Origin of the sequence: Sphingobium sp. CFD-2, from assembly GCF_024611135.1 — a bacterium.
Lineage (GTDB): Bacteria > Pseudomonadota > Alphaproteobacteria > Sphingomonadales > Sphingomonadaceae > Sphingobium > Sphingobium fuliginis.
The window spans coordinates 3,659,454-3,680,838 of the sequence record NZ_CP084405.1; the positions used below are offsets into that span (position 1 = coordinate 3,659,454).

The following is a 21,385-nucleotide window of genomic DNA, read 5'->3' on the forward strand; positions in this document are numbered from 1 at the left end:
CTCCTGCGCGGGAACTGGCTGCCATTTAAAGGGGAAAAGAACACCCGCCGATCCTGGGGACCGGCGGGTTATGGAGCTGTTGAGACTCCAATGCTTCACGGGATCAATATTGGACGGTGACCGTCACCGCGCGGCGGTTCTGCGCCCAGGCCGCTTCGTCCGAACCCAGGGCGGCGGGGCGTTCCTTGCCATAGCTGACGGTGGTGATGCGGCCAGCGTCGATGCCCAGCGACGCGAGATAGTTCTTCGCCGCATTGGCGCGGCGCTCGCCCAAGGCGATATTATAGTCGCGGGTGCCGCGCTCGTCGGCATGACCCTCTATGGTCACGCGGACATTGGGGTTCTGTTGCAGCCAGGCGGCCTGGCTCTGCAGTATCTGCTGATCCTGCGCGTCGACATCATATTGGTCGGTGTCGAACAGGATGCGGTCCGACGAGACGGAAGCCACGAAATCCTCCTGGCTGCCCTTGACCGGGCCCGAAGGCGTCGCCGGTCCGCCGGTCTGCGCCGAACCGTCGCCGCCGGGCGCAGGCGGCAGTTCCTGTGGCGGCTTCTTGGAGCAGGCGGCAAGGGCTATGACGGCGGTCGCCATCAGCAGGGGACGGGATAGTTTCATCGGGTTGCTCCTCAACATGGTCTGAAAGTCGTTACGCAGTCGGGACGATTCGGTTCCGATATAATGCAGATCAGGAGCGTGGGCAGTCCGCCCTGAGCGGGATGGCCGCGCATATCAGGGCAGCAAGGGCCCCCAGGCCGGGTCCGAACCGCTGAGCGGCGTCGGTATGCGCCGTTCGTTCACGCCGGTCAGGTCGACCTGCCACACCTGGCTGCTGCCCTCCCGGCCCGGCGTGGTGCGGAAATATTGCAGCACGCGGCCATTAGGCGACCAGCTCGGCTGCTCATCCTGCCAGCCATTGGTCAGGATGCGCTCATTGTCGCCGGTCGGCGTCATGACCGCGATCTTGAAGTCGCCTGAAATCTTGGTGAAGGCGATCAGGTCGCCGCGCGGGCTCCATTCGGGCGTCGCATAGCGGCCGCCGCCATGGCTGATCCGGCGCTGGCCCGAACCGTCGGCGTTCATGACATAGATCTGCTGGCTGCCGGAGCGGTCGCTTTCGAAGACGATCTGGCGGCCGTCGGGCGAATAGCTGCCGCCGACATCGATGCCCGGCGCCGTGGTCAGGCGCACGGGCGCGCCGCCGCTGGCCGAAACGCGATAGATGTCCGTATTGCCGGCGATCGCCATGGAAAAGAGGATGTTGCGGCCGTCGGGCGACCAGCGCGGCGCGAAGGTCGGATTGTTGCTTTCCGTCACCAGCCGCTGCCGTCCCGTGCCGATGTCATAGACATAGATGCGGACCCGGTTGTTCAGGTAGCTCACATAGACGATCGACTTGTAGTCGGGCGAAAAGCGCGGCGTCAGCGCGATCGACTGGCCATTGGTGATGAAACGGTGGTTCGCGCCGTCCGAATCCATGATGGCGAGGCGCTTGGTGCGGTTCCCCTTGGGACCGCTTTCCGCGATATAGGCGATGCGGCTGTCGAAGAAGGGGCTTTCCCCCGACAGGCGCGCATAGATGGCGTCGGCGCATTTATGCGCGGCCCGCCGCCAGTCGCGGGGCGCGACGACATAGCCCTGCCGCGTTAGTTCCTGCTTCAGCGCCACGTCGTAGAGATAGCAGCCGACGGTGATGTCCGCCTCGCCCCCGGTGGTGCGGACGAAGCCCTGCACCAGCGCCTGATAGGCGCCCCATTTATCGTAGGCGGGATTGGTGACTTCGGGAAAGGCGATGGTCGGGATGCCGCCGGGGCCGGAGGGATCGAACAGGCCCGACCCCTTGAGGTCGGCGGCGATCACCTCGGCGATCTTGCGGCCCAGTTCGGTGGAACCGCCTGCGGGCGTGGAGACTTCCGCCTGCGCCGGCAGCGCGGGGACGACGATCTTGAGGTTGGAGGAGGATTCGTCCGTCACATCGACGCTGAGCTGCGCGGAAGCGGCGGGCGCGAACGCCAGCAGCAGCGCCCCCAGCGTGGCGCCGAACATGGCTCGGGCCTTTCCTGTCCTGAAGGGTCGGGTCATTGCGATAGCCTCTTGTCGAAGGAGATGCGGAGGGATTTCCAGCCATCATAAAGAGCGGGCGGCAGCTTGAACGGCGCGGCCAGGCGGATCGCCTTCACCGCCAGTTCCTGATGCAGCGTCACCTGCGTGCGGTTGCTGGCGGTGATGCCGGTGGTGTTGACGACCTGCGGCTGCCCCGCGAGCGAACCGTCGCGGGCAAGCTGCACATCGACGAAGGTGCGAAGCTGTTCGATGTCCGCGCCGCTGGGGGATTTCCAATAGGGCTTGAGCTGGCGGCGGATTTCTGCGTCCAGCGCGGCCTTCTGCGCGGGCCCCATGGCGGCGGCGGGCGCCGGCGCGGGCTTGCGCGGCGCGTCATCCTCGGTGTCGATGCCCTTCAGGAAATCCTTGCCCAGCAGCGATCCCTTGGGCTTGTCCGCCTTGCCCTGTCCCGAAGCGCGGGCAGGCGCGTCGGACCTGGGCCTGGCGGCGGGCTTCTGCGACGCCTTGGCGGGCGCGGCGGCGGCTGGCTTGGGTTTTTCCGGCGCAGGCTTGGACTTGGCGGGGGCGGGTTTTTCCGCCGCCGGCTTGGGCTTCGGCTTGGCGGCGGGCATATCCTTCTTCGGCGGAGCGGGCGCGGGCTTGGGCGGCGCTGGCTTTGCCACCGGCTTGGGCGGCGCGGGCCGGGGAGCCGGCGGCGCCGGGGTCGGTTCGGGCTGCGGTGCCGGCTCGGGTTCCGGCGCAGGCGCGGCATCCTCGGTCGGCCCTTGCTCCGGCGCGACGCTGGGCGGGGGCGGCTGCGTCGAAACCTGCGGCGCCGTCGACTTCAGCGCCACCTCATCCACCAGGCTGACGTCCATCGGCGGCGAATTGAGCTTCAGGGGGTTGGGAGTGGCCAGAAAGCCGGACGACAGCAGGCCGAACAGCAGGACATGTCCCGCCGTCGCCACGCCAAGGCCGATTTTCTCCGCGCGATCCATCGCCACGACCTATGGCCCCTATTCTGAACCGCTGCTGACAGCGGAACCGCCTTCGGAACCGGTGCTGACCAGCGCGACCTTGTTGAGTCCCGCCCGGTTCAGCTCGCCCATGACCAGCATCACCCGGCCATAGTCCAGTCCCTTGTCGGCGCGCAGGAAGATCTGCGGCGGTTCGGCCTTGCCAGCGTTGGCGGACATGATCTCGGCCAGGCGGCCGGGCAGTTCGGCGTCGCTGATCTGCGCGTCGTCGATGAAGACCCCGCCGTCGCGATCGATCGACACCACTGTCGGCTTCTGGTCCTGGTCCAGCCCCTTGGCGCGGGTTTCGGGCAGGTTCACCGGCACGCCCGTGACCAGCAGCGGCGCCGTCACCATGAAGATGATCAGCAGCACCAGCATGACGTCGACCAGCGGCGTGACGTTGATGTCCGCCATCGGCGCGCGGTGACGGCCGCGCCGGCCGGAGGGAGGTCCGGACATGGCCATCAGCGCGCTCCTCTTTCACCCGTCACCGCTGCGCCTCCAGCTCGCGGCTCAGCGTCGAATAGAAGCCGTCGGCAAAGCGCGTCAGCCCCGATTCCATCCGGTTGATGCCATGGCTGAAGCGGTTGTAGGCGATCACCGCCGGGATTGCCGCGAACAGGCCGATGGCGGTGGCGAACAGAGCCTCGGCAATGCCCGGCGCCACGACCGCCAGGCTGCTGTTCTGCTCCGCCGCGATGCTGGTGAAGGCCCGCATGATGCCCCATACCGTGCCGAACAGCCCGACGAAGGGCGCGACCGACCCGATGGTGGCCAGGATGTTCAGCCGGTCCGACAGGCGGTCGACCTCCGCCGCGATGGTGCTGGACATGGCGGTCGACAGCCGGTCGCGGGTGCCCTCCCGATCGATCACCTTCTGCGCGGTGGAGCGGCGCCATTCGGTGACGCCCGCAGCCATCACCCTGGCGGCGGGGAATTCCGCCTTGCCGCGGGCTTCATAGAAGCGGTCTATATCCTCCGCCTTCCAGAAATCCTGCTCGAACGCCCGGCTCTGCCGGCTCGCCTTGCGCAGGGTGAAGCTGAAGCCGATGATCATCGCCCAGGTCCAGATGCTGGCCAGCAGCAGGCCCAGCATCACCACCTTCACGACGATGTCGGCCTGAAGGAACAGGGCCAGCGGCGAAATGGTGGCGGCTTGCGCGGCATTGCCGACCGCAAGGCCAACGTCGGGCATCGAAAGGCTCATGGGTTGATGTCTTCCCCTCTCATCAAACGGCTGAAAATGTCGGTCCAGGGCTTGGGTTGCCGGCGCGGGCGGCCCTGGGGCGTCAGGAAGGCGACGGAAACATCGCCTTGCGTCAGTATTTCCCCATCGCGCATGACCGTCTGATGAATGGAACATGAAGCGGCGCCGACTTTGGTGACGCGGCTCACGACCATCAGGTCATCGTCCAGCCTGGCGGGGCGGCGGTAATGGAGCTGAAGGTCGGTGACGGCATAGACGCCCTCTCCCCCCTCCAGATTGCCGCGCTGGTCGATCCCAGCGATGCGCAGCATGTCCGACCGCGCCCGCTCCATATAGCGCAGATAATTGGCGTGATAGACGAGGCCGGACAGATCGGTGTCCTCGAAATAGACGCGCAGCGGGAAGTGATGCACGGCGGCAATGAACCTTCCGGTCGCCGGCGCGGGCAGCAGGTCTGAAACGGACATGCCGGGGCTTTTAACCATCAAGCAGGCGCGGCGCAAAGCGGGAAATCACAGAAAGATCAGCGCTCCGCCGACCGTCCGGGGCTTTCCGTCCGCTTTCGCCCGTGCGGAAGCTCTGGCGGCCCGCCTGCCATGGCGCTACGGGGACGGCGAACAGGATTCAGTGCAGGAGGGTTTCGGCAATGACGGATATTCGGACCGTGGGCGTGATCGGCGCGGGCCAGATGGGCGCGGGCATCGCGCAGGTGGCGGCGCAGGCGGGCTATGAGGTGATCCTGTCCGACATCGACCTGCCCCGCGCGCAGAAGGGCCGCGACGGCATCATCCGTCAACTCGCAAAGGCTGTGGAAAAGGGCAAGCTGGCGCAGGCCGACGCCGACGCCGCCATCGCCCGGATCACGCCGGTGGGCGAAGTCGCGCCGCTGGCCGCCTGCCAGTTGGTGATCGAAGCCGCGACCGAGCGGGAAGAGATCAAGCGTTCGATCTTCGCCGATGTCGGCGCCCTGCTGGCCGGCGATGCGATCCTCGCCTCCAACACCTCCTCCATCCCGATCACCCGGCTGGCGCAAGCGGCGCCCGACGCGGGGCGCTTCGTGGGCGTGCATTTCTTCAACCCGGTGCCGGTCATGGCGCTGGTCGAGGTCATTCGCGGCCTCGCCACCAGCGCGGAGACGGTGAGCGCGGTGGAGGGCTTCGCCGCCAGCCTGGGCAAGCAGGTCGTCCATGCCTTCGACGCGCCGGGCTTCGTGGTGAACCGCATCCTGCTGCCGATGCTCAACGAGGCGGTGTTCGCGCTGGGCGATGGCGTGGGCAGCGTGGTCGACATCGACAAGGGCGCGATGCTGGGCCTCAACCATCCCATGGGTCCGCTGACGCTGGCGGATTTCATCGGCCTCGATACCTGCCTGGAAATCTGCAAGGTGCTGCAGAACACGACCGGCGATCCCAAATATCGCCCCGCGCCGCTGCTGGTGAAATATGTCGAGGCGGGCTGGCTCGGGCGGAAGACCGGCAAGGGCTTTTACGATTATTCGGGCGCGGAGCCCGTGCCGACGCGTTAAGAGGACAATAGTCCCCCTCCCGTAGACGGGAGGGGTTAGGGGTGGGCGCGAGCGGAGCGAGCTTCTGTCCTCAGTTGCAAATTGCCGCTGGCGCGGCATGCCCACCCCCACCTCCAGCCCCTCCCGCTTGCGAGAGGTGGCTATCCGGCACTCAACCCATGTTTCTTCATGCAATGGCGAAGCTGGTCATAGGTCAGCCCCAATCCCTTCGCCGTCGCCCGCTGGTTGTAGCGGTAGCGCTCCAGCGCCGCCCGCACGATGGCGGCCTCATGCGCATCGACGGCGGATTTGAGGTCGGTGACCGCGTCATGGCCGTTCGCGACCGGAGCGGGTGAACCCATGGGCGCGGCTTCCACCGCCGCTTGCGCCGCCATCAGCGGCTTGGGCTTCCACGGCGAGGCGAAGGGGTCGAACACGATCGCCGCGACCGGCCGCCCGGGCTCATTCCAGCGATAGACCGCCCGTTCCACCACATTGCGCAGCTCGCGCACATTGCCGGGCCAGTCATGCGCCTCCAGCTCGGCCATGCAGGCGGCGGAAAAGCCCGGCCATTGCGGCCAGCCGATCTCCGCCGCCATGCGCCGCCCGAAATGATCGGCCAGCACCGCGACATCCCCCTCCCGCGCCCGCAGCGGCGGCAAGGTGATCACCTCGAAGCTCAGCCGGTCCAGCAGGTCGGGCCGGAACCGCCCTGCATCGGCGGCGGCGGGCAAATCCTCATTGGTCGCCGCGACGATCCGCACGTCGACGGTCATGGGCTTCGACGCCCCGATCCGCGTCACCTCGCCATATTCGATCACCCGCAGCAGCCGCTCCTGCGCCGCCATGGACAGCGTGCCCAGCTCGTCCAGAAACAGCGTGCCGCCATCGGCTTCCTCGAACCGCCCCGCCCGCGCCCGCGCCGCGCCGGTGAAGGCGCCCTGTTCATGGCCGAACAGTTCCGCCTCGATCAGCGTTTCGGGCAGGGCCGCGCAGTTCATGACGATCAGCGGTTCGTCCCAGCGCGGCGAAAGGTGGTGAAGGCGCTCGGCGATCAGTTCCTTGCCGGTCCCGCGTTCGCCGATGACCAGGACCGGCCGGTTGAGTTCTGCCGCCCGCCCGGCCTGCTCGACCGCATCCAGAAAGGCCAGCGACTGGCCGACGAACTGGGTATTTTTCTCCATCCCCAACTTATGGTGAAATTTCCCATCTTTCGGCAAGCCCAATATTCGGACAATCGTAAAAAACCGCGAAATTCCGCCATTTCCGCAAATTGGCACGGCTTCTGCAAAGTCGGAAAGCGAAGCCGCTGACGCATCAAGCGGCACATCGACGAAGGCCAAGGTTCAGGAGTTTATCATGGAAAAGCAAAGCAACAGCGTTCGCGAAATCGGCCAGTTCCTGTCCGTCGCCATCGCCTCCGTCCTGTTCGGATCGACCCTGATCCTTTCGGCGGTCGGCCCGGCCCGCGCCAGCGAAATCCCGATGCTCGCGAACAAGGAATGCCCCGCAGCCTTGCACTATCTGGCGTAAGGCCTGCCTAACAAGTTCGTACCAGGAGTGAAGTTCAAATGGGTATTTTCTCCCGCACCCGCGACATCATCGCCGCCAATGTCACCGACCTGCTCGACCGGGCGGAAGACCCGGCGAAGATGATCCGCATGATCATCCTCGAAATGGAGGAGACGCTGGTCGAGGTGCGCGCCTCTGCTGCCCGCACCATCGCCGATCAGAAGGAAATGCGGCGCCACATCGCCAAGCTTCAGGGCCTGCAGGACAGCTGGACGGAAAAGGCCCAGCTCGCGCTCAGCAAGGACCGCGAAGACCTTGCCAAGGCCGCGCTGGTGGAAAAGCAGAAGGCAGCCGACATGGCGGAGCAGCTTTCCCATGAGATCGAGGTGCTGGACGAAGCGCTGCGCGCCTCCGAAGAGGACATCGCAAAGCTCCAGGCCAAGCTGCGCGAGGCGCGCGCCCGCCAGAACAGCCTTGTGACCCGCATGGAAAGCGCCCAGAATCGCCTGCGCGTCCGCGAAGCCTATGCCGGCGAGAAGGTGAACGACGCCTTCGCCCGCTTCGACATGCTGGAACGGCGGGTCGACATGGCCGAAGGCCGCGCGGACGCCATGGGCCTTGGCGCCCAGCCCAAGACGCTGGAGGAAGAGATTGCCGAGCTGAAGGCCAGCGACAAGGTCGATGCCGAACTGGCCGCGCTCAAGGCGTCCATGAATAAGGGAGAGTGACGCATGGAGGACGTGTTCCTGCCCATCATGATCTGCGGCATGCTGTTCATCGGCATGCCCTGGCTGATCTTCCACTATGTCACCAAGTGGAAGCAGGCGCCCAAGATCACCGATGAGGACGAGAAGCTGCTGGACGAGCTTCACCTGCTCGCCCGGCGGCTGGAGGAGCGGCTGCAGACGGTCGAACGGATCGTCGCCGCCGACAACCCCGATTTCCGCCCCGCCCGTCCGTCGCAGGACGATGGCTATGAGTTCGACCGCCCATATCCCGAACGCCAAAATCCCGACAGGAGGAATTGAGATGGCTGCCCGTCGCACCAAATTCTATCTCGACAAGCAGAACGGCAAATGGATGGGCGTCTGCGCCGGCATTGCCGACTATACGGGGATCGACGTGCTGTGGGTCCGGGTCGGCGCCGTGCTGGTGACGCTGATGGGGGCCTTTCCCTGGACGCTGATCGCCTATTTCGTCGTCGCCTATTTTGCCGAGAACAAGCCGCTGGGCCTCTATGCCGACCGCGACGACCAGAAATTCTGGCAGGGCGTGCGCACCAATCCGGCGCGCTCCACCCGCGACGTGCGGTCCAAGTTTCGCGACATCGACCGGCGCCTGGCCGACATCGAAACCTACTATACCAGCCGCAACACCCGGCTGGCGGATGAGATCGACAGCCTGCGCTGACGGAATCGCATCGCCTACGCCGTTTATCGAACGGGCTTGGGAGCCTGTCGAAAAGCCGGCCAATTTGTCTGAGAAATCCAACATCTGATGGGCCGCGCCCATGGGGAGCGGAATGAGGGAGGTTTGCCATGTCGGAACAATTCGCGATGTTCGCGCAACTCGCGCCGCTGATCGCGATCTGTACCGGGATCGGTGTGGGCGGATGGATCTTCACCACCTGGCTGCGGATCAAGCATGGTTATCCGTTGGATGGGGCCTGGGGCCAGGCCGTCTATCCCCGGGCGGGCAATGAGGCGATGGAACGGATCAGCCTGCTGACCCAGGAAAACGCCCAGCTTCGTGCCGAACTCGGATCGATGAAGGACAGGCTGGCCGTGGTCGAGCGCATCGTCACCGATGAAAGTCACGCATTGAACAGGGAAATCGAGCGCCTGCGCGGCCCCGCCAACTGAAGGGCCCCACGCTCAGCAAGGGAAAAAAGTCATGAATCCGTTCGAAATGGTCGTCGCCATCGTCGCCATAGCGGCAATCGCCAGCGTCGTTCGCGCCAAATATGGCATCGTCCGCCGCCACAAGGGTGAGGAACTGGTCCAGCGCGGACCCGATCCTGAAGCCGAACGGCTCCGTGCGGAGGTGAAGGCGCTGAAGGACCGGGTCGCCGTGCTGGAACGGCTGGCCACGGACAGCAGCACCGCGCTGGACCGCGAATTCGACAAGCTCCGGGATCGCGACTGACGCGGCCCACCATCACAGGGAGGACGATATGCAGGACCCCCTCATCACTTTGACATTGGCGGTCGCGGGTCTGACCGGACTCGCCATCGTCGCCGCCACCGCCCTGCGGGGATGGAATGGCTGGCTGGACCTCAAGCGCGCGGAACTCGCCCGCGGAACGGACGAGGCAGCACCACCCTCCACCGCGACGCGGATCGAAGTGGCCGACCTCAAGGAACGCATCCGCAAGCTGGAAGCGATCGCCGCGGGCGTGGACCTCTGAAAATCCGATGCTCCCCCTCCCGCGAAGGGGGGTGGGCAGGGGGCGGGGGCAGGGGGCGGGCGTGATGGCGGCGCAGTCGCTTCCATCCTTGCCGGACAGGCCAACCGGCTTGCTCCGTCTGTCCCTCCAACCTGCCTCAAGGGGGACGGAGCAGCAGCGGAAACCGCCTTCCCCCGCCCGATTTTACCCCTATATGGGCGGCCATGACCCAATTGCCCGTCCTTGCCGATCTGGTCGAAGAATATGAATTTCTCGATGCCGACGACCGCTATCGCCTGCTGATCGATTTGGGCAAGGCGCTGGAGCCGATGCCCGACGCGCTCAAGACCGACGCCACGCTGGTCCGGGGCTGCTCGGCGGCGGTCTGGGTCTATCCGACCGTGATCGACGCCGGTTCTGCCGGCGGGGGACGGCTCCACTTCCTGGCGGACAGCAATGCGGCGATCACCAAGGGGATCATCGCGCTCGTTCTCCTCACCGTGCAGGACCAGCCGCCCGCGGCCATCGCCGCCACGGACATCGAAGGCGCGCTGGCGCCGTTCGACCTGCGCAACCAGTTGAGTTCCAATCGGACGCAGGGCATTCCCAACATGATCGCGCTGATCCGGGAAACCGCAGCCCGCTATAGCTGAGCGGAGGGAAACCCCGCAGGGGCCATGCGTTCTCCTTCCGACATCGAAACGGACAGAAGGAGAAACGCGATGCGATCGATAGCGGTGCTTGCCGCCCTGGGGCTGATCGCGGCCTGCTCATCCTCCGAGGACAAGGGACCGACGCAGCGCGACCAGATCGGGCAGGTCTGGAAATATGAGGGCGGCGAGGGCGGAAAGCCCAAGGTCGCCTATATCGGCAGCGCCAATGCGGTCCAGACCATGACCGCGGCCGACACCTTCGGCGTGCTGCTGGTCCAGCCCATGCAGGAGGGCGGGGCGGATGTGACGGTCAAGCTGGTCGGCGCGCCCTTCACCTGCGACCTGTCGGACTGCAAGGTCACGGCGGTCACGGAAGACGGCAAGACCCGTGAATGGAAGGGCCGCATGACCGAGAACAAGGACGGTATCGAAGTCCTGCCCGCCGCCGGGGCCTATGACGCGATCAAGGACAGCCGGACGATCAAGGTGAACCTGGTGGTCGGGCCGAAGGACAAGGTCTTCCCCTTCCAGTTCAACGTCGCCGGCCTGGATTTGAAGGGGTAGCCTGCCCGGAGCACCATGCTCCCGCGCGCGAACAGGGTGCGCCGAAGGGCGTCACTCCTGCAACGACACGCCCGGGCTGCGCGGATCGGCGCCGCCGACCCAATGGCCGTCCGCCGTCCGCTCCGCCGCATTGGCCTTCAGGCCGAAGCGGCTGACTGATACCTTGTGCCCCAGCTTCTCCAACGGCGCCTTCATGCCCTCCAGCGACGTGCCCTGTTCCACGACCAGACCGTCCCGGTCGAAGAACAGGAATCCCAGGGCGATCGAATCCTGCGCCGACATCCCCCAGTCGAAATGCGCGATCAGCGCCTTGGCGACCTGCATGATGATGGTCCTGCCGCCCGCCGCCCCGATGGTGAAGACCGGGGTTCCCGCCGCATCATAGACGATGGTGGGCGACATGGACGACAGCGGCCGCTTGCCCGGCTCGACCCGGTTGGCGACCGGCGCGCCCTCTTTTTCGGGGGTGAAGCTGAAATCGGTCAGTTCATTGTTCAGGATCACGCCATTGGCGACGAGCTGGCTGCCGAAGAAGCTCTCTATGGTGGAGGTCCAGGCGGCAATATCGCCATTGCGGTCCACCGCGACGAAATGGCTGGTGCCCGATTCCGGCTGGGGCCGGGCGGCGGTGCGCTTCTCCGCGCCCGGCGGCGTGCCGGGGCGATAGTCGTTCAGCGCCCTGCCCATGCCGATCAGCGCCGAACGCTGCTTCAGATAGCCGGGATCGATCAGCCCCGCGATGGGCACGGACACGAATTCCGGGTCGCCCAGCCAGGTGTCCCGGTCGGCATAGGCGAGCCGCATCGCCTCCCCGATGACATGCCAGGACCGGGGATCGTCCTTGCCCCATTGCGCCAGCGGGAATCGCTCCACCATGCCCAGCACCTGAAGGACGGTGATGCCGCCCGCCGAGGCGGGCCCCATGCCGCAGACCGTATAGGCGCGATAGGGGCCGCAGACGGGCTTGCGCGGCTTCGCCCGATAGGCGGCGAGGTCGGCCTCCGTCATCGGCACCGGGTTTTTCGGCGCGTTGGTGACGGTTTCGGCCATCATCCGAGCATTGTCGCCCCGATAGAAGGCATCCGGTCCCTCCGCCGAGATCCGCTTGAACAGCGCGGCAAGCGGCGGATTCTTGAGGATCGTGCCCATCGGCGCCGGCTTGCCGTCGATCCAGAAATATTTCTGGATTTCCGGAAAATCGGCCCAGACCGGGGCAACCGCTTTCATCGCCGTGTCGAGCCGCTGGCGCACCTCGAATCCCTGTTCGGCAAAGCGGATGGCGGGCTGGAACAGCTCGGCCCAGGGCAGCTTGCCCCATTTGCGATGCGCGTCCCAGGCAAGGCGGACATTGCCGGGCACGCCGACGGAATAGCCGCCCGGCCAGGCTTCGCGGAAGGAGAGGGGCTGGCCGTCCGCCCCCATGAAACGGTCGGGCCGCGCCGCCGCGGGAGCCGTCTCCCGCCCGTCGATCGATTCCAGCACGCCGGTCCGCCCATCATGATGCATCAGGAAGCCGCCGCCGCCGATGCCGCTATTATGCGGCTCCACGACGTTCAGCGTCAGCATCATGGCGATGGCGGCGTCGGTGGCGCTGCCGCCCTTGCGCAATATTTCCTGCCCCGCCTCCGCCGCCCGGGGATCGGCGGCGGACACGGTGGCGTTGACCGCGACCGGCTCCCGCGCGGCGAGCGGAGAGGGGGAAAGGGCATGAAGGGTGAAGGCAGCCAGCAGGCCGGAAAGGCGAAAAGTCATGTCCGGCACCCTAGTCGCTGCGTTGCGGTTCGCAACCCATAGGACGGATCAGGCGTCGATACCCACTATCTCGCTGATATTCCCCACGCCGTCGCGCGCCATCAGCGCCTTGATCCCGGCATTGATCCGCCGGGCGAGATAAGGCCCCTCATAGACCAGCGCGCTGTAGAGCTGGATCAGGCTGGCCCCCGCCCGGATGCGGGCATAGGCCTGGTCCGCCGTGGCAATCCCGCCCACGCCGATCAGCGGCAGCCGCGTGCCCAGCGCCCGGCGGAAGTCGCGCAGCCTTTGCAGCGCCAGATCGTGCAGCGGCGCGCCGGACAAACCGCCAGCCTCCCCCGCCAGCGGAGACTGTAGCGACGGCCGGGAAATGGTGGTGTTGGACACGATCAGCGCGTCGATCCTGTGGTCGATGCAGGCGGCGGCAATATCCTCCACATCGGCGGGCTCCAGGTCCGGGGCCACCTTCAGGAAGACCGGCGTCCGATTCGCCCCCCGCGCCGCCATGACCGCGCCCAGCAACTGGTCCAACGCCGCCCGGTCCTGAAGCGCGCGCAATCCCGGCGTGTTGGGGGAGGAGATATTGACCGTCAGATAATCGGCCAGCGGGGCCATGCAGGTGACGCCGGTGGCATAGTCCGCGATCCGGTCGGCCGCGTCCTTGTTCGCGCCGATGTTGATGCCGATGACGGGGCCGCCCGGCCGCCTGCGCTTGGCGATCCGTTCCGCCGCCGCCGCCTGGCCGCCATTGTTGAAGCCCATGCGGTTGATCACCGCCCGATCCTCCGCCAGGCGGAACAGCCGGGGCAGGGGATTGCCCTGCTGGGGCAGGGGGGTCAGCGTCCCCAACTCGGCAAAGCCGAAGCCCAGCCCGTGCATCTTGTGCGCGACCAGTCCTTCCTTGTCATAACCCGCTGCCAGGCCCACCGGATTGGGAAAGGCGATGCCCGCCACGGTCTGCGCCAGCATCGAATCGGGTTCCAGCGCAGGCGGCACCGGCATCAGGCGCAGCATCTTGATGGACAGATGATGGGCGCGCTCGGCGTCCAGAGCGAAAAACAGGGGGCGGATCAGGCGGTACGACATGGCCGCGCTATGCCAGCGCGGACGCCCGGCGTCGAGTCGCTGTTGCAACGCGGCAACAGTAAGGAAGGAACGGCATTTCTTAACAAGATTCCGCGGATTCGTCCCGTTTTGGTCCGGCCGATGTCCGATCCATCCAATAAAATTTCCCCGATTCGGACGTAAGAGAGTCCTGCGACCCGAAGGCTCTAGGCCATATGGCTGACGAGACCTTTTCCTGACCCGGCGGTGAAAACCGCCGGGTCGTTTTTACGGGAACCCCCGTTCATCGTCTCCGGACAAGACGGAAAGTGGCATCCCGTCAAGCATAGCCCTTGCACCTTCACCCCGATGGCGCATATTGCGTGCTGGGGTGAAATATGCGGTCGCATAAAGGCGGGGCGCCCGGGGGGGCGTCGAATATCACGGCAAGAGATGGTCATGCGTCGCTGTCCTATACCGTCGACGCGGCACAGGGACCGGTGCGGTTGCGCTATTTCGCGCCGCCCGAACAACTCAACGCCTATTTCGGTTCGCTTTATATCTTTACCGAAACGGCCGAACATTATTCGGATGTGACACGCGCCGACGTACCGCAACTTCGCTTCATGCTGGACAATAGCGGCAATTATCATTTCCACGACGGAACGATATTGCCGACGCCCGAAGTCTGCCTTTTGGGTCCGACCATGGGCGCGACCCGCTTCGAACTGACGGGGCCGGGCCGGGTGGTCGGCATTTCGCTGCTGCCGGCGGGATGGATCGCCCTGCATGGGGGGGATGCCAGCACGCTCACGGATCGCGTGCAGGAAATGGCGCATCTTGGCGGCTACCGCGATTTGCTCGACCGGCTCCGCGCCACCGACGATGCGGAGGGGATGGCGGCGCTTTGCTGGTCCTTCCTGTCGGAAAGGCTGGTCCCGTTGCCGGAATCGACATGGCGGCTGCTGGAGGCGGTGGACGGCTGGCTGATGGGGGAAGGCTCCCCGAGGATCGAGACGCTGGCCGACATCACCGGCCTCTCGCCGCGCCAGCTCGCCCGGCTCACCAACAAATATTATGGCTGCCCGCCCAAGCTGCTGGCGCGCAAATATCGGGCGCTTCGATGCAGCGCGCGAATCGCGCTGGATCATGAAAGCTGGCAGGCGCTGTGCGACGACGGGCGTTTCTACGACCAGTCGCATTTCATTCGGGAGATCAAGCATTTCATCGGCCTGACCCCGCATCAGTTGCAGACCGAACCCAGCGCCGTGGCGCAACTCACCCTGCTGCGCCGCTCGCTGGGCGGAGACGTGGCCGTGATCAACCGTTTCAGCTAAGCCTTCCTCCCAAGCAAAAATGCCTTGATTCCGCGCGCGGGCGGGACCACATGCGCAATCGGATTGATTCGATCCGATTTGAGAATGGTTCGCAAGACGCAGGGTCATGAGGCTTTCGAGTTTCGCAGATTATGCCGTGGTGCTGATGTCCGCCGCCGCCCGCCATTGCGGAGCGGGCGCTGGGCTTGACCCTGCGACCAATAAATATGTGAAGATGAACGCGACCACGCTCTCCGCCGAAACCGGCATTCCCCTGCCCACCGCGCAGAAGCTGGTGAGCCGCCTGTCGGCTGCCGGACTGCTCGAATCGAGCCGGGGGACCGGCGGCGGCGTGCGCCTCAGCCGCCCGCCCGCCGCGATCACCCTCGCCGATGTGGTGGAGGCGGTGGAAGGCCCCATCGCCATGACCGCCTGCACCGAAATGGGCGCGCATGACTGCTCGCTGGAGCAGGACTGCCGCGTCCGTCCGCACATGAATGTGGCGAACAATGCGATCCGGTCGGCGCTCGCCGCCGTCACCATCGCCAGCCTCGCCAGAGAAGTCACCCCGCCTCCGTTCGTTTCGGGCGAAGTCGAGAAACGAGTTGCAGAGCAGACGCTATGACCGAAGAAGCCACCACCGTTCGCAACCTCGAAGCGCAGGAGGCCGCCGATCGCGCCTCCACCTACGAACATGGCTGGTCCTCCGCCATCGAGCAGGACTTCGCGCCCAAAGGGCTGAACGAGGACACGGTCCGCTTCATCTCCGCCAAGAAGCAGGAGCCCGAATGGCTGCTGGAATGGCGGCTGAAGGCGTTCGCCATGTGGCGGCAGATGGAAGCGCCGGACTGGGCCAAGCTCAACATCCCGCCGATCGACTATCAGGACGCCTATTATTACGCCGAGCCCAGGAAGAAGGCGGAGCTGGAGTCGCTGGACGAACTCGATCCGGAAATCCGCGCCACCTATGAGAAGCTGGGCATCCCCATTGCCGAACAGGAAGTGCTCGCCGGGGTGAAGGGCAGCCGCAAGGTCGCCGTCGACGCGGTGTTCGACAGCGTCTCGGTCGCCACCACCTTCCGCAAGGAGTTGGAGGAAGCGGGCGTCATCTTCCGCTCGATCAGCGAGGCGGTGCGCGAATATCCGGACCTTGTGAAGAAGTGGCTGGGCAAGGTCGTGCCGATGCACGACAATTATTTCGCGACGCTCAACTGCGCGGTCTTCTCCGACGGCACCTTCGTCTACATCCCCAAGGGCGTGCGCTGCCCGATGGAGCTTTCCACCTATTTCCGCATCAATGCGGAGAATACGGGCCAGTTCGAACGCACGCTGATCGTCGCGGACGAGGGGAGCTACGTCTCCTATCTCGAAGGCTGCACCGCGCCGATGCGCGACGAGAATCAGCTTCATGCGGCGGTCGTGGAACTGGTCGCGCTGGACGATGCGGAGATCAAATATTCAACCGTCCAGAACTGGTACCCCGGCGACGAGAATGGCAAGGGCGGCATCTATAATTTCGTGACCAAGCGGGCGCTTTGCCAGGGCCGCAACAGCAAGGTGAGCTGGACCCAGGTGGAAACCGGCTCCGCGATCACCTGGAAATATCCAAGCTGCGTGCTGAACGGCGAGAACAGCGTTGGCGAATTCTACTCGGTGGCGCTGACCAACAATCTGCAGCAGGCCGACACCGGCACCAAGATGATCCACAATGGCAAGGGGTCGCGTTCGACCATCGTGTCCAAGGGGATCAGCGCCGGGCGGTCCAACAACACCTATCGCGGGCTGGTGCGCGTCGCGCCGGGCGCGGAGGGCGTGCGCAACTTCACCCAGTGCGACAGCCTGCTGCTGGGCGACCAGTGCGGCGCGCATACCGTGCCCTATATCGAGGTGCGCAACCCCTCGGCGCAGATCGAGCATGAGGCGACCACCAGCAAGATCAGCGACGACCAGTTGTTCTACGCGATGCAGCGCGGGCTGGATCAGGAAGCGGCGGTCAGCCTGATCGTCAACGGCTTCGCGCGCGAGGTGCTGCAACAGCTCCCGATGGAGTTCGCCGTCGAGGCGCAGAAGCTGCTGGGCATTTCGCTGGAGGGGTCGGTCGGTTGAGGGAGTTGACGCCTCTCGATCAGGCAAGCCGTCTAAACTCCCCTCCCCTTCAGCGGAGGGGCCGGGGGTGGGGGCTCTCCGCTGGTCGCCTCGCTCAATTGGCAGGCTTCGCCCACGAAATGCGCCGCGAGCCGACAGAACCGGAAAAGCGCCTCTGGGCAAAACTCTCCCGCTCGCAGCTCGGCGGCTATAAATTCCGCCGTCAGTCCGTGATCGGTCCCTTCATAGTCGACTTCCTCTGCCCGCAAAAGGCGCTAATCGTCGAAGTCGACGGCGATACGCATAGGGCAGAAGAGGACAAGGCGCGCGATGCGACGCTGAACGCATTGGGCTACCGCATCATCCGTATTGCCGATCAGGAGGTGATGCACAATGTCGATGGGGTTTGCGAAACCATCCTTAGCGCGCTCCAACAGGCGCCGGATCGTTGGGCGAACCCCCACCCCAACCCCTCCCCTGAAGGGGAGGGGCTTTTAGAGGACCAGGACTCTTGAGCGACGAAGACGATATTCAGGACGCCCTTGCCGATTTCGCGGAGGATGTCGGCAACGGCCAGGCATGGACCGCCGCGATCCGCATCCTGACCGAAGATTATGAGCTGGAAGAGGGCGAGCTTCAGGCCCGCGCGGCCAAGGATTTCGGCGACCTCGACGCCTATCAGGCCGAATGCCGCGCCGCGCTGGACAAGGGCGACGCCGCCTTTACCGAGCGCCTCAGGACCGACAAGGCCTTCCACAAGGCCAAGGCCCCCAATCTCGTCCGCATGGGTCCGGTGACGGAGTTCGTGACCGGCGTGCTGGAAAAGGGCGCGCCCGAACCCGGCGCCGATTGGTGGCCCTATATGCCCATCAAGCGCCATATCGACACGCTGTTCCCCGCGCCGGGCGATGTGCGGGACATGGCCTTCTGGACCGCGCGGACGATCCAGCGCGCGCATAAGGGATAAAAGATGCTGACGATCGACAATCTCACCAACGAAATCGACGGCAAGGCGATCCTGAAAGGCCTGTCGCTCTCCATCAAGGCGGGCGAAATCCACGCGATCATGGGACCGAACGGCGCGGGCAAGTCGACGCTGGCCTATACGCTGGGCGGCCGGCCCCATTATGAGGTCACCGGCGGCACCGCGAGCTTCGAGGGCGCGGACCTGTTCGAGATGGAACCGCATGAGCGCGCCGCCGCTGGCCTGTTCCTCGGTTTCCAGTATCCGGTCGAGATTCCGGGCGTCTCCAACCTGCAATTCCTGCGCGAGAGCCTCAATTCGCAGCGCAAGGCGCGGGGCGAGGAACCGCTGTCGGGCGGCGAGTTCATCAAGCTCGCCAAGGAAAAGGCGGCTCTGCTGGGCCTCGACATGGAGATGCTGAAGCGCCCGGTGAATGTCGGCTTTTCGGGCGGCGAGAAGAAGCGGGCCGAAATGGTGCAGATGGGCATTCTCGACCCCAGGCTGGCGATACTGGACGAGACCGACTCCGGCCTGGACATCGACGCGCTCAAGATCGTGGGCGCGGGCATCAACGCCATCATGCGCAGGCCCGACAAGGCGGTGCTGCTCATCACCCATTATCAGCGCCTGCTCGACTATGTGAAGCCGGACTTCGTGCATGTGCTGGCGGCGGGACGGATCGTGAAATCGGGCGGTCCCGAACTGGCGCTGGAACTGGAGCGCGAAGGCTATGCCGAGGTGGTTGCGGCATGATGCTTCCGGGTTCCGTTCGCCCTGAGCCTGTCGACCCGGAGGGCGGCAATAGCCAACGGCCTTATTTTTCCTCGAAGAAAGGACTGGGCTTCGACATTCGAGCGAGACAAGTGGCTCGCTCGGACAGCCCGAACGGGTATATCGAATGAACGCGCTCACCCTTCCCACGCGCAAGGCTGAGGAATGGCGCTACAGCGACCTCGACGCGCTGGCCGCCATCTGGCCGACCCCCGCGCCGACGCGGATTGATGTCGCCGCCGGGGAAAGCGCGCGCCACCATCTGTTGCAGGACGCAGCCGACGGCGCGGCCGCAGTGCATGATTATGTCATCGACATCGCGGACGGCGCGCGCTGCGATTTCCATGTCCTCAATATCGGTGGGAAACTGGGCCGCGTGACCTTCGCCGTCACCCTGGGCAAGGGCAGCCATTTCGAACTGAACGGCGCCATCATCGGCGGCAGCGATCAGGTGCTGGAGATCGTCACCGCCGTCACCCATGCGGAGCCGGACTCGACCAGCGGCCAGACCATCCGCTCCATCCTGGGCCAACGCGCCACCGGCAGCTATCTGGGCAGCATCAACGTCGCTCGCGACGCGCAGCGCACCGACGCCTTCCAGTCGGTCAAGGCCATGCTGCTGGACCGCACCGCCACGGCCAATGCCAAGCCGGAGCTGGAAATCTACGCCGACGATGTGAAATGCGCCCATGGCGCGACCGTAGGCGAACTGGACAGGCAGGCGCTGTTCTACATGGCCAGCCGCGGCATGGACCCGGCGACGGCCAAGACGCTGCTGCTGAAGGCCTTCGTCGCGGGCGTGTTCGACGATGTGGCGGATGAAGCGGTCAAGGACAGCCTTGAGGCCGCCGCCCTCGCCAAGCTGGAGGCACTGGTATGAGCGACCTCGCCCAGGCGCTGCGATTGCGCGACGACTTCCCCGGTCTTTTGAATAGTGAGGGGGGCAACTGGCATTATCTCGACAGCGCCGCCACCGCGCAGAAGCCCCATGCGGTGATCGACGCCATCGCCCGCGCCTATGGGCCGGATTACGCCACCGTCCATCGCGGCGTCTATGAGCGTTCCGCCAATATGACGCTCGCTTATGAAGCGGCGCGGCGGAAGGTCGCCAGCTTCATCGGCGCGCAGTCGGACAGCGAGATCGTCTATGTCCGCGGCGCGACCGAGGGCATCAACCTCGTCGCGCAAAGCTGGGCGGGGACGCAGCTCAAAGCCGGCGACCGCATCCTGCTCTCGATGCTGGAACATCACAGCAATATCGTCCCCTGGCAGATCGTGGCCGAGAAAGTCGGCGCGCAGATCGACGTGGTGCCGCTGACGGCGGACGGCAGGATCGACCTCGACGCCATGGCCGCGATGATCACCCCGGCGCACAGGATGGTTGCGCTGGCCCATGTGTCGAACGTGCTGGGCAGCGTGCTCGACGTCCGCCGCGCCGCCGACATCGCGCACAGCGTCGGCGCGAAAATCCTGATCGATGGCTGTCAGGCCGTGCCGCGCCTCGCCGTCGACGTGCAGGCGCTGGACTGCGACTTCTACGTCTTTTCCGCGCACAAGCTCTACGGGCCGACCGGCATCGGCGCGCTCTGGGGGCGGAAGGAACTGCTGGACGCCATGCCGCCCTATCAGGGGGGCGGGTCGATGATCGACAAGGTGACGTTCGAAAAAACCACCTATGCCCCTGCGCCGACGCGGTTCGAAGCGGGCACGCCGCATATCACGGGCGTCGTCGGCCTGTCGGCGGCGATCGACTATGTGCAGGCCATCGGGCTCGACGCGATCCACGCCCATGAATGCGCTTTGGTCGGCAAAGCGCGGGCCGCGCTGGAAAGCCTCAACAGCGTCCGCGTCTTCGGGCCGCAGGACAGCGCGGGAATCCTCTCTTTCGAGGTCGAGGGGGTTCATCCGCACGATGTCGGCACCATATTGGACGAAACGGGCGTGGCCATCAGGGCGGGGCATCATTGCGCGCAGCCGCTGATGCGCCATCTGGGCGTCGAGGCGACCGCGCGGGCCAGCTTCGGCATCTATAGCGACGAGGGCGACGTGGACGCGCTGGTCAAAGGGATTGAACGAGTGAGGAAGATCTTCGGATGACCGAGGAACGCAAGATTTTGGTGGAAGAGGTCGCGGCGGTGGAGACCCCACCCAAGGCGCGCGTGGAAGAACCGCGCCAGCGTGACTATCTGGACGGTTTCCTGAACGCCAAGCCGACGGAAACGCCGAAGGGCGAGCCGGGCGGCAGCCTCTATGACGCGATCATCGATGCGCTCAAGGAAATCTACGACCCGGAAATTCCGGTCAATATCTATGATCTGGGCCTCGTCTACGGCGTCGACGTGACGGAGGACGGCCATGCCGTCGTCACCATGACGCTGACCACGCCGCACTGCCCGGTCGCCGAGTCCATGCCGGGCGAAGTCGAACTGCGCGTCGGCGCGGTGCCCGGCGTGGGCGACGCGCAGGTCAACCTGGTCTGGGACCCGCCATGGGACCCGCAGAAAATGTCGGACGAGGCTAAGCTCGAACTGGGGATGTTGTAACACTCTCCCCTCCCGCAGGCGGGA

28 protein-coding genes are annotated in these 21,385 nt (G+C 65.5%); 19 read left to right on the forward strand and 9 right to left on the reverse strand.

The window, feature by feature from the left end; translation table 11 throughout:
• Positions 1–103: 103 nt before the first annotated feature.
• From pal to LDB29_RS18130, 6 genes are all read right to left on the reverse strand, one after another.
• Positions 104–616, reverse strand: a complete 513-nt coding sequence (gene pal, locus LDB29_RS18105; RefSeq protein WP_044660423.1) for a peptidoglycan-associated lipoprotein Pal — start codon at positions 614–616, stop codon at positions 104–106.
• Positions 617–730: 114 nt separating this feature from the next.
• Complete coding sequence (gene tolB / locus LDB29_RS18110; RefSeq protein WP_044660422.1) at positions 731–2,044, reverse strand: Tol-Pal system beta propeller repeat protein TolB; 1,314 nt, start codon at positions 2,042–2,044, stop codon at positions 731–733.
• 32 nt (positions 2,045–2,076) lie between these two features.
• Positions 2,077–3,039, reverse strand: coding sequence for a cell envelope integrity/translocation protein TolA (locus LDB29_RS18115; RefSeq protein WP_044660421.1), 963 nt, complete (start codon positions 3,037–3,039; stop codon positions 2,077–2,079).
• Positions 3,040–3,057: 18 nt separating this feature from the next.
• Positions 3,058–3,525, reverse strand: coding sequence for a protein TolR (gene tolR, locus LDB29_RS18120; RefSeq protein WP_025549797.1), 468 nt, complete (start codon positions 3,523–3,525; stop codon positions 3,058–3,060).
• 22 nt (positions 3,526–3,547) lie between these two features.
• On the reverse strand, positions 3,548–4,267 hold the full coding sequence (gene tolQ / locus LDB29_RS18125) for a protein TolQ (RefSeq protein WP_044660420.1): 720 nt from the start codon (positions 4,265–4,267) through the stop codon (positions 3,548–3,550).
• Positions 4,264–4,734 carry a YbgC/FadM family acyl-CoA thioesterase gene (locus tag LDB29_RS18130; protein ID WP_044660419.1) on the reverse strand — a complete coding sequence of 157 codons (471 nt, stop codon included), beginning with the start codon at positions 4,732–4,734 and terminating at the stop codon, positions 4,264–4,266. Before LDB29_RS18130 ends, tolQ begins: the two co-directional genes overlap by 4 nt.
• Positions 4,735–4,913: 179 nt before the next feature.
• On the opposite strand from LDB29_RS18130, the gene LDB29_RS18135 reads away from it, so the two are divergent.
• On the forward strand, positions 4,914–5,792 hold the full coding sequence (locus LDB29_RS18135; protein ID WP_257555195.1) for a 3-hydroxybutyryl-CoA dehydrogenase: 879 nt from the start codon (positions 4,914–4,916) through the stop codon (positions 5,790–5,792).
• 140 nt (positions 5,793–5,932) lie between these two features.
• Here the strand turns inward: LDB29_RS18135 and pspF are convergent, their stop codons facing one another.
• Complete coding sequence (gene pspF / locus LDB29_RS18140; protein WP_061934857.1) at positions 5,933–6,955, reverse strand: phage shock protein operon transcriptional activator; 1,023 nt, start codon at positions 6,953–6,955, stop codon at positions 5,933–5,935.
• Positions 6,956–7,130: 175 nt separating this feature from the next.
• On the opposite strand from pspF, the gene LDB29_RS18145 reads away from it, so the two are divergent.
• From LDB29_RS18145 to LDB29_RS18185, 9 genes are all read left to right on the forward strand, one after another.
• Positions 7,131–7,304: a hypothetical protein gene (locus tag LDB29_RS18145; RefSeq protein WP_165363315.1), complete on the forward strand. Its 174-nt coding sequence runs from the start codon at positions 7,131–7,133 to the stop codon at positions 7,302–7,304.
• A 38-nt stretch (positions 7,305–7,342) separates the two neighbouring features.
• The gene (pspA, locus tag LDB29_RS18150; protein WP_257555199.1) at positions 7,343–8,011 is read left to right on the forward strand and encodes a phage shock protein PspA; all 669 of its coding nucleotides are present in this window, start codon (positions 7,343–7,345) and stop codon (positions 8,009–8,011) included.
• A gap of 3 nt (positions 8,012–8,014) precedes the next feature.
• Positions 8,015–8,311 carry an envelope stress response membrane protein PspB gene (gene pspB, locus LDB29_RS18155; RefSeq protein WP_025549792.1) on the forward strand — a complete coding sequence of 99 codons (297 nt, stop codon included), beginning with the start codon at positions 8,015–8,017 and terminating at the stop codon, positions 8,309–8,311.
• Between the two features lies 1 nt (position 8,312).
• A complete protein-coding gene (gene pspC, locus LDB29_RS18160) occupies positions 8,313–8,693 on the forward strand; it encodes an envelope stress response membrane protein PspC (protein WP_025549791.1) in 381 nt (126 codons plus the stop codon).
• Positions 8,694–8,821: 128 nt separating this feature from the next.
• Positions 8,822–9,145: a hypothetical protein gene (locus tag LDB29_RS18165; protein WP_044660416.1), complete on the forward strand. Its 324-nt coding sequence runs from the start codon at positions 8,822–8,824 to the stop codon at positions 9,143–9,145.
• Positions 9,146–9,176: 31 nt separating this feature from the next.
• Positions 9,177–9,428, forward strand: coding sequence for a hypothetical protein (locus tag LDB29_RS18170; protein ID WP_025549790.1), 252 nt, complete (start codon positions 9,177–9,179; stop codon positions 9,426–9,428).
• Between the two features lie 28 nt (positions 9,429–9,456).
• Positions 9,457–9,690: a hypothetical protein gene (locus LDB29_RS18175; protein WP_025549789.1), complete on the forward strand. Its 234-nt coding sequence runs from the start codon at positions 9,457–9,459 to the stop codon at positions 9,688–9,690.
• 203 nt (positions 9,691–9,893) lie between these two features.
• The gene (locus tag LDB29_RS18180; protein ID WP_025549788.1) at positions 9,894–10,322 is read left to right on the forward strand and encodes a SufE family protein; all 429 of its coding nucleotides are present in this window, start codon (positions 9,894–9,896) and stop codon (positions 10,320–10,322) included.
• Positions 10,323–10,391: 69 nt separating this feature from the next.
• Entirely contained in the window at positions 10,392–10,886 is a 495-nt protein-coding gene (locus LDB29_RS18185; RefSeq protein ID WP_257555203.1) for a hypothetical protein, read from the forward strand.
• A 51-nt stretch (positions 10,887–10,937) separates the two neighbouring features.
• On the opposite strand, the gene ggt is transcribed toward LDB29_RS18185, so the two are convergent.
• Positions 10,938–12,638 (reverse strand): gamma-glutamyltransferase, encoded by a 1,701-nt coding sequence (gene ggt, locus LDB29_RS18190; RefSeq protein ID WP_257555205.1) that lies wholly within the window; start codon positions 12,636–12,638, stop codon positions 10,938–10,940.
• Between the two features lie 48 nt (positions 12,639–12,686).
• A complete protein-coding gene (locus LDB29_RS18195) occupies positions 12,687–13,724 on the reverse strand; it encodes a quinone-dependent dihydroorotate dehydrogenase (protein ID WP_048576952.1) in 1,038 nt (345 codons plus the stop codon).
• A gap of 464 nt (positions 13,725–14,188) precedes the next feature.
• Between LDB29_RS18195 and LDB29_RS18200 the strand changes: the two genes are divergently transcribed.
• The 9 genes from LDB29_RS18200 (at position 14,189) to LDB29_RS18240 (ending at position 21,361) form a co-directional block, all read left to right on the forward strand.
• The gene (locus LDB29_RS18200; protein ID WP_061935017.1) at positions 14,189–15,019 is read left to right on the forward strand and encodes an AraC family transcriptional regulator; all 831 of its coding nucleotides are present in this window, start codon (positions 14,189–14,191) and stop codon (positions 15,017–15,019) included.
• A gap of 106 nt (positions 15,020–15,125) precedes the next feature.
• Complete coding sequence (locus LDB29_RS18205; protein WP_025549783.1) at positions 15,126–15,623, forward strand: Rrf2 family transcriptional regulator; 498 nt, start codon at positions 15,126–15,128, stop codon at positions 15,621–15,623.
• Complete coding sequence (gene sufB, locus LDB29_RS18210) at positions 15,620–17,104, forward strand: Fe-S cluster assembly protein SufB (protein ID WP_257555209.1); 1,485 nt, start codon at positions 15,620–15,622, stop codon at positions 17,102–17,104. Before LDB29_RS18205 ends, sufB begins: the two co-directional genes overlap by 4 nt.
• 98 nt (positions 17,105–17,202) lie before the next feature.
• On the forward strand, positions 17,203–17,598 hold the full coding sequence (locus LDB29_RS18215) for an endonuclease domain-containing protein (RefSeq protein ID WP_257555211.1): 396 nt from the start codon (positions 17,203–17,205) through the stop codon (positions 17,596–17,598).
• Complete coding sequence (locus LDB29_RS18220; RefSeq protein ID WP_257555213.1) at positions 17,595–18,050, forward strand: hypothetical protein; 456 nt, start codon at positions 17,595–17,597, stop codon at positions 18,048–18,050. Before LDB29_RS18215 ends, LDB29_RS18220 begins: the two co-directional genes overlap by 4 nt.
• Positions 18,051–18,053: 3 nt before the next feature.
• Complete coding sequence (gene sufC, locus LDB29_RS18225) at positions 18,054–18,800, forward strand: Fe-S cluster assembly ATPase SufC (protein WP_257555215.1); 747 nt, start codon at positions 18,054–18,056, stop codon at positions 18,798–18,800.
• 145 nt (positions 18,801–18,945) lie between these two features.
• The gene (locus LDB29_RS18230; RefSeq protein ID WP_048576941.1) at positions 18,946–19,698 is read left to right on the forward strand and encodes a SufD family Fe-S cluster assembly protein; all 753 of its coding nucleotides are present in this window, start codon (positions 18,946–18,948) and stop codon (positions 19,696–19,698) included.
• Positions 19,695–20,915 carry a cysteine desulfurase gene (locus LDB29_RS18235; protein WP_257555218.1) on the forward strand — a complete coding sequence of 407 codons (1,221 nt, stop codon included), beginning with the start codon at positions 19,695–19,697 and terminating at the stop codon, positions 20,913–20,915. The genes LDB29_RS18230 and LDB29_RS18235 overlap by 4 nt, the downstream gene beginning before the upstream one ends.
• On the forward strand, positions 20,912–21,361 hold the full coding sequence (locus LDB29_RS18240; protein ID WP_025549777.1) for an SUF system Fe-S cluster assembly protein: 450 nt from the start codon (positions 20,912–20,914) through the stop codon (positions 21,359–21,361). Before LDB29_RS18235 ends, LDB29_RS18240 begins: the two co-directional genes overlap by 4 nt.
• Positions 21,362–21,385 lie beyond the last annotated feature (24 nt).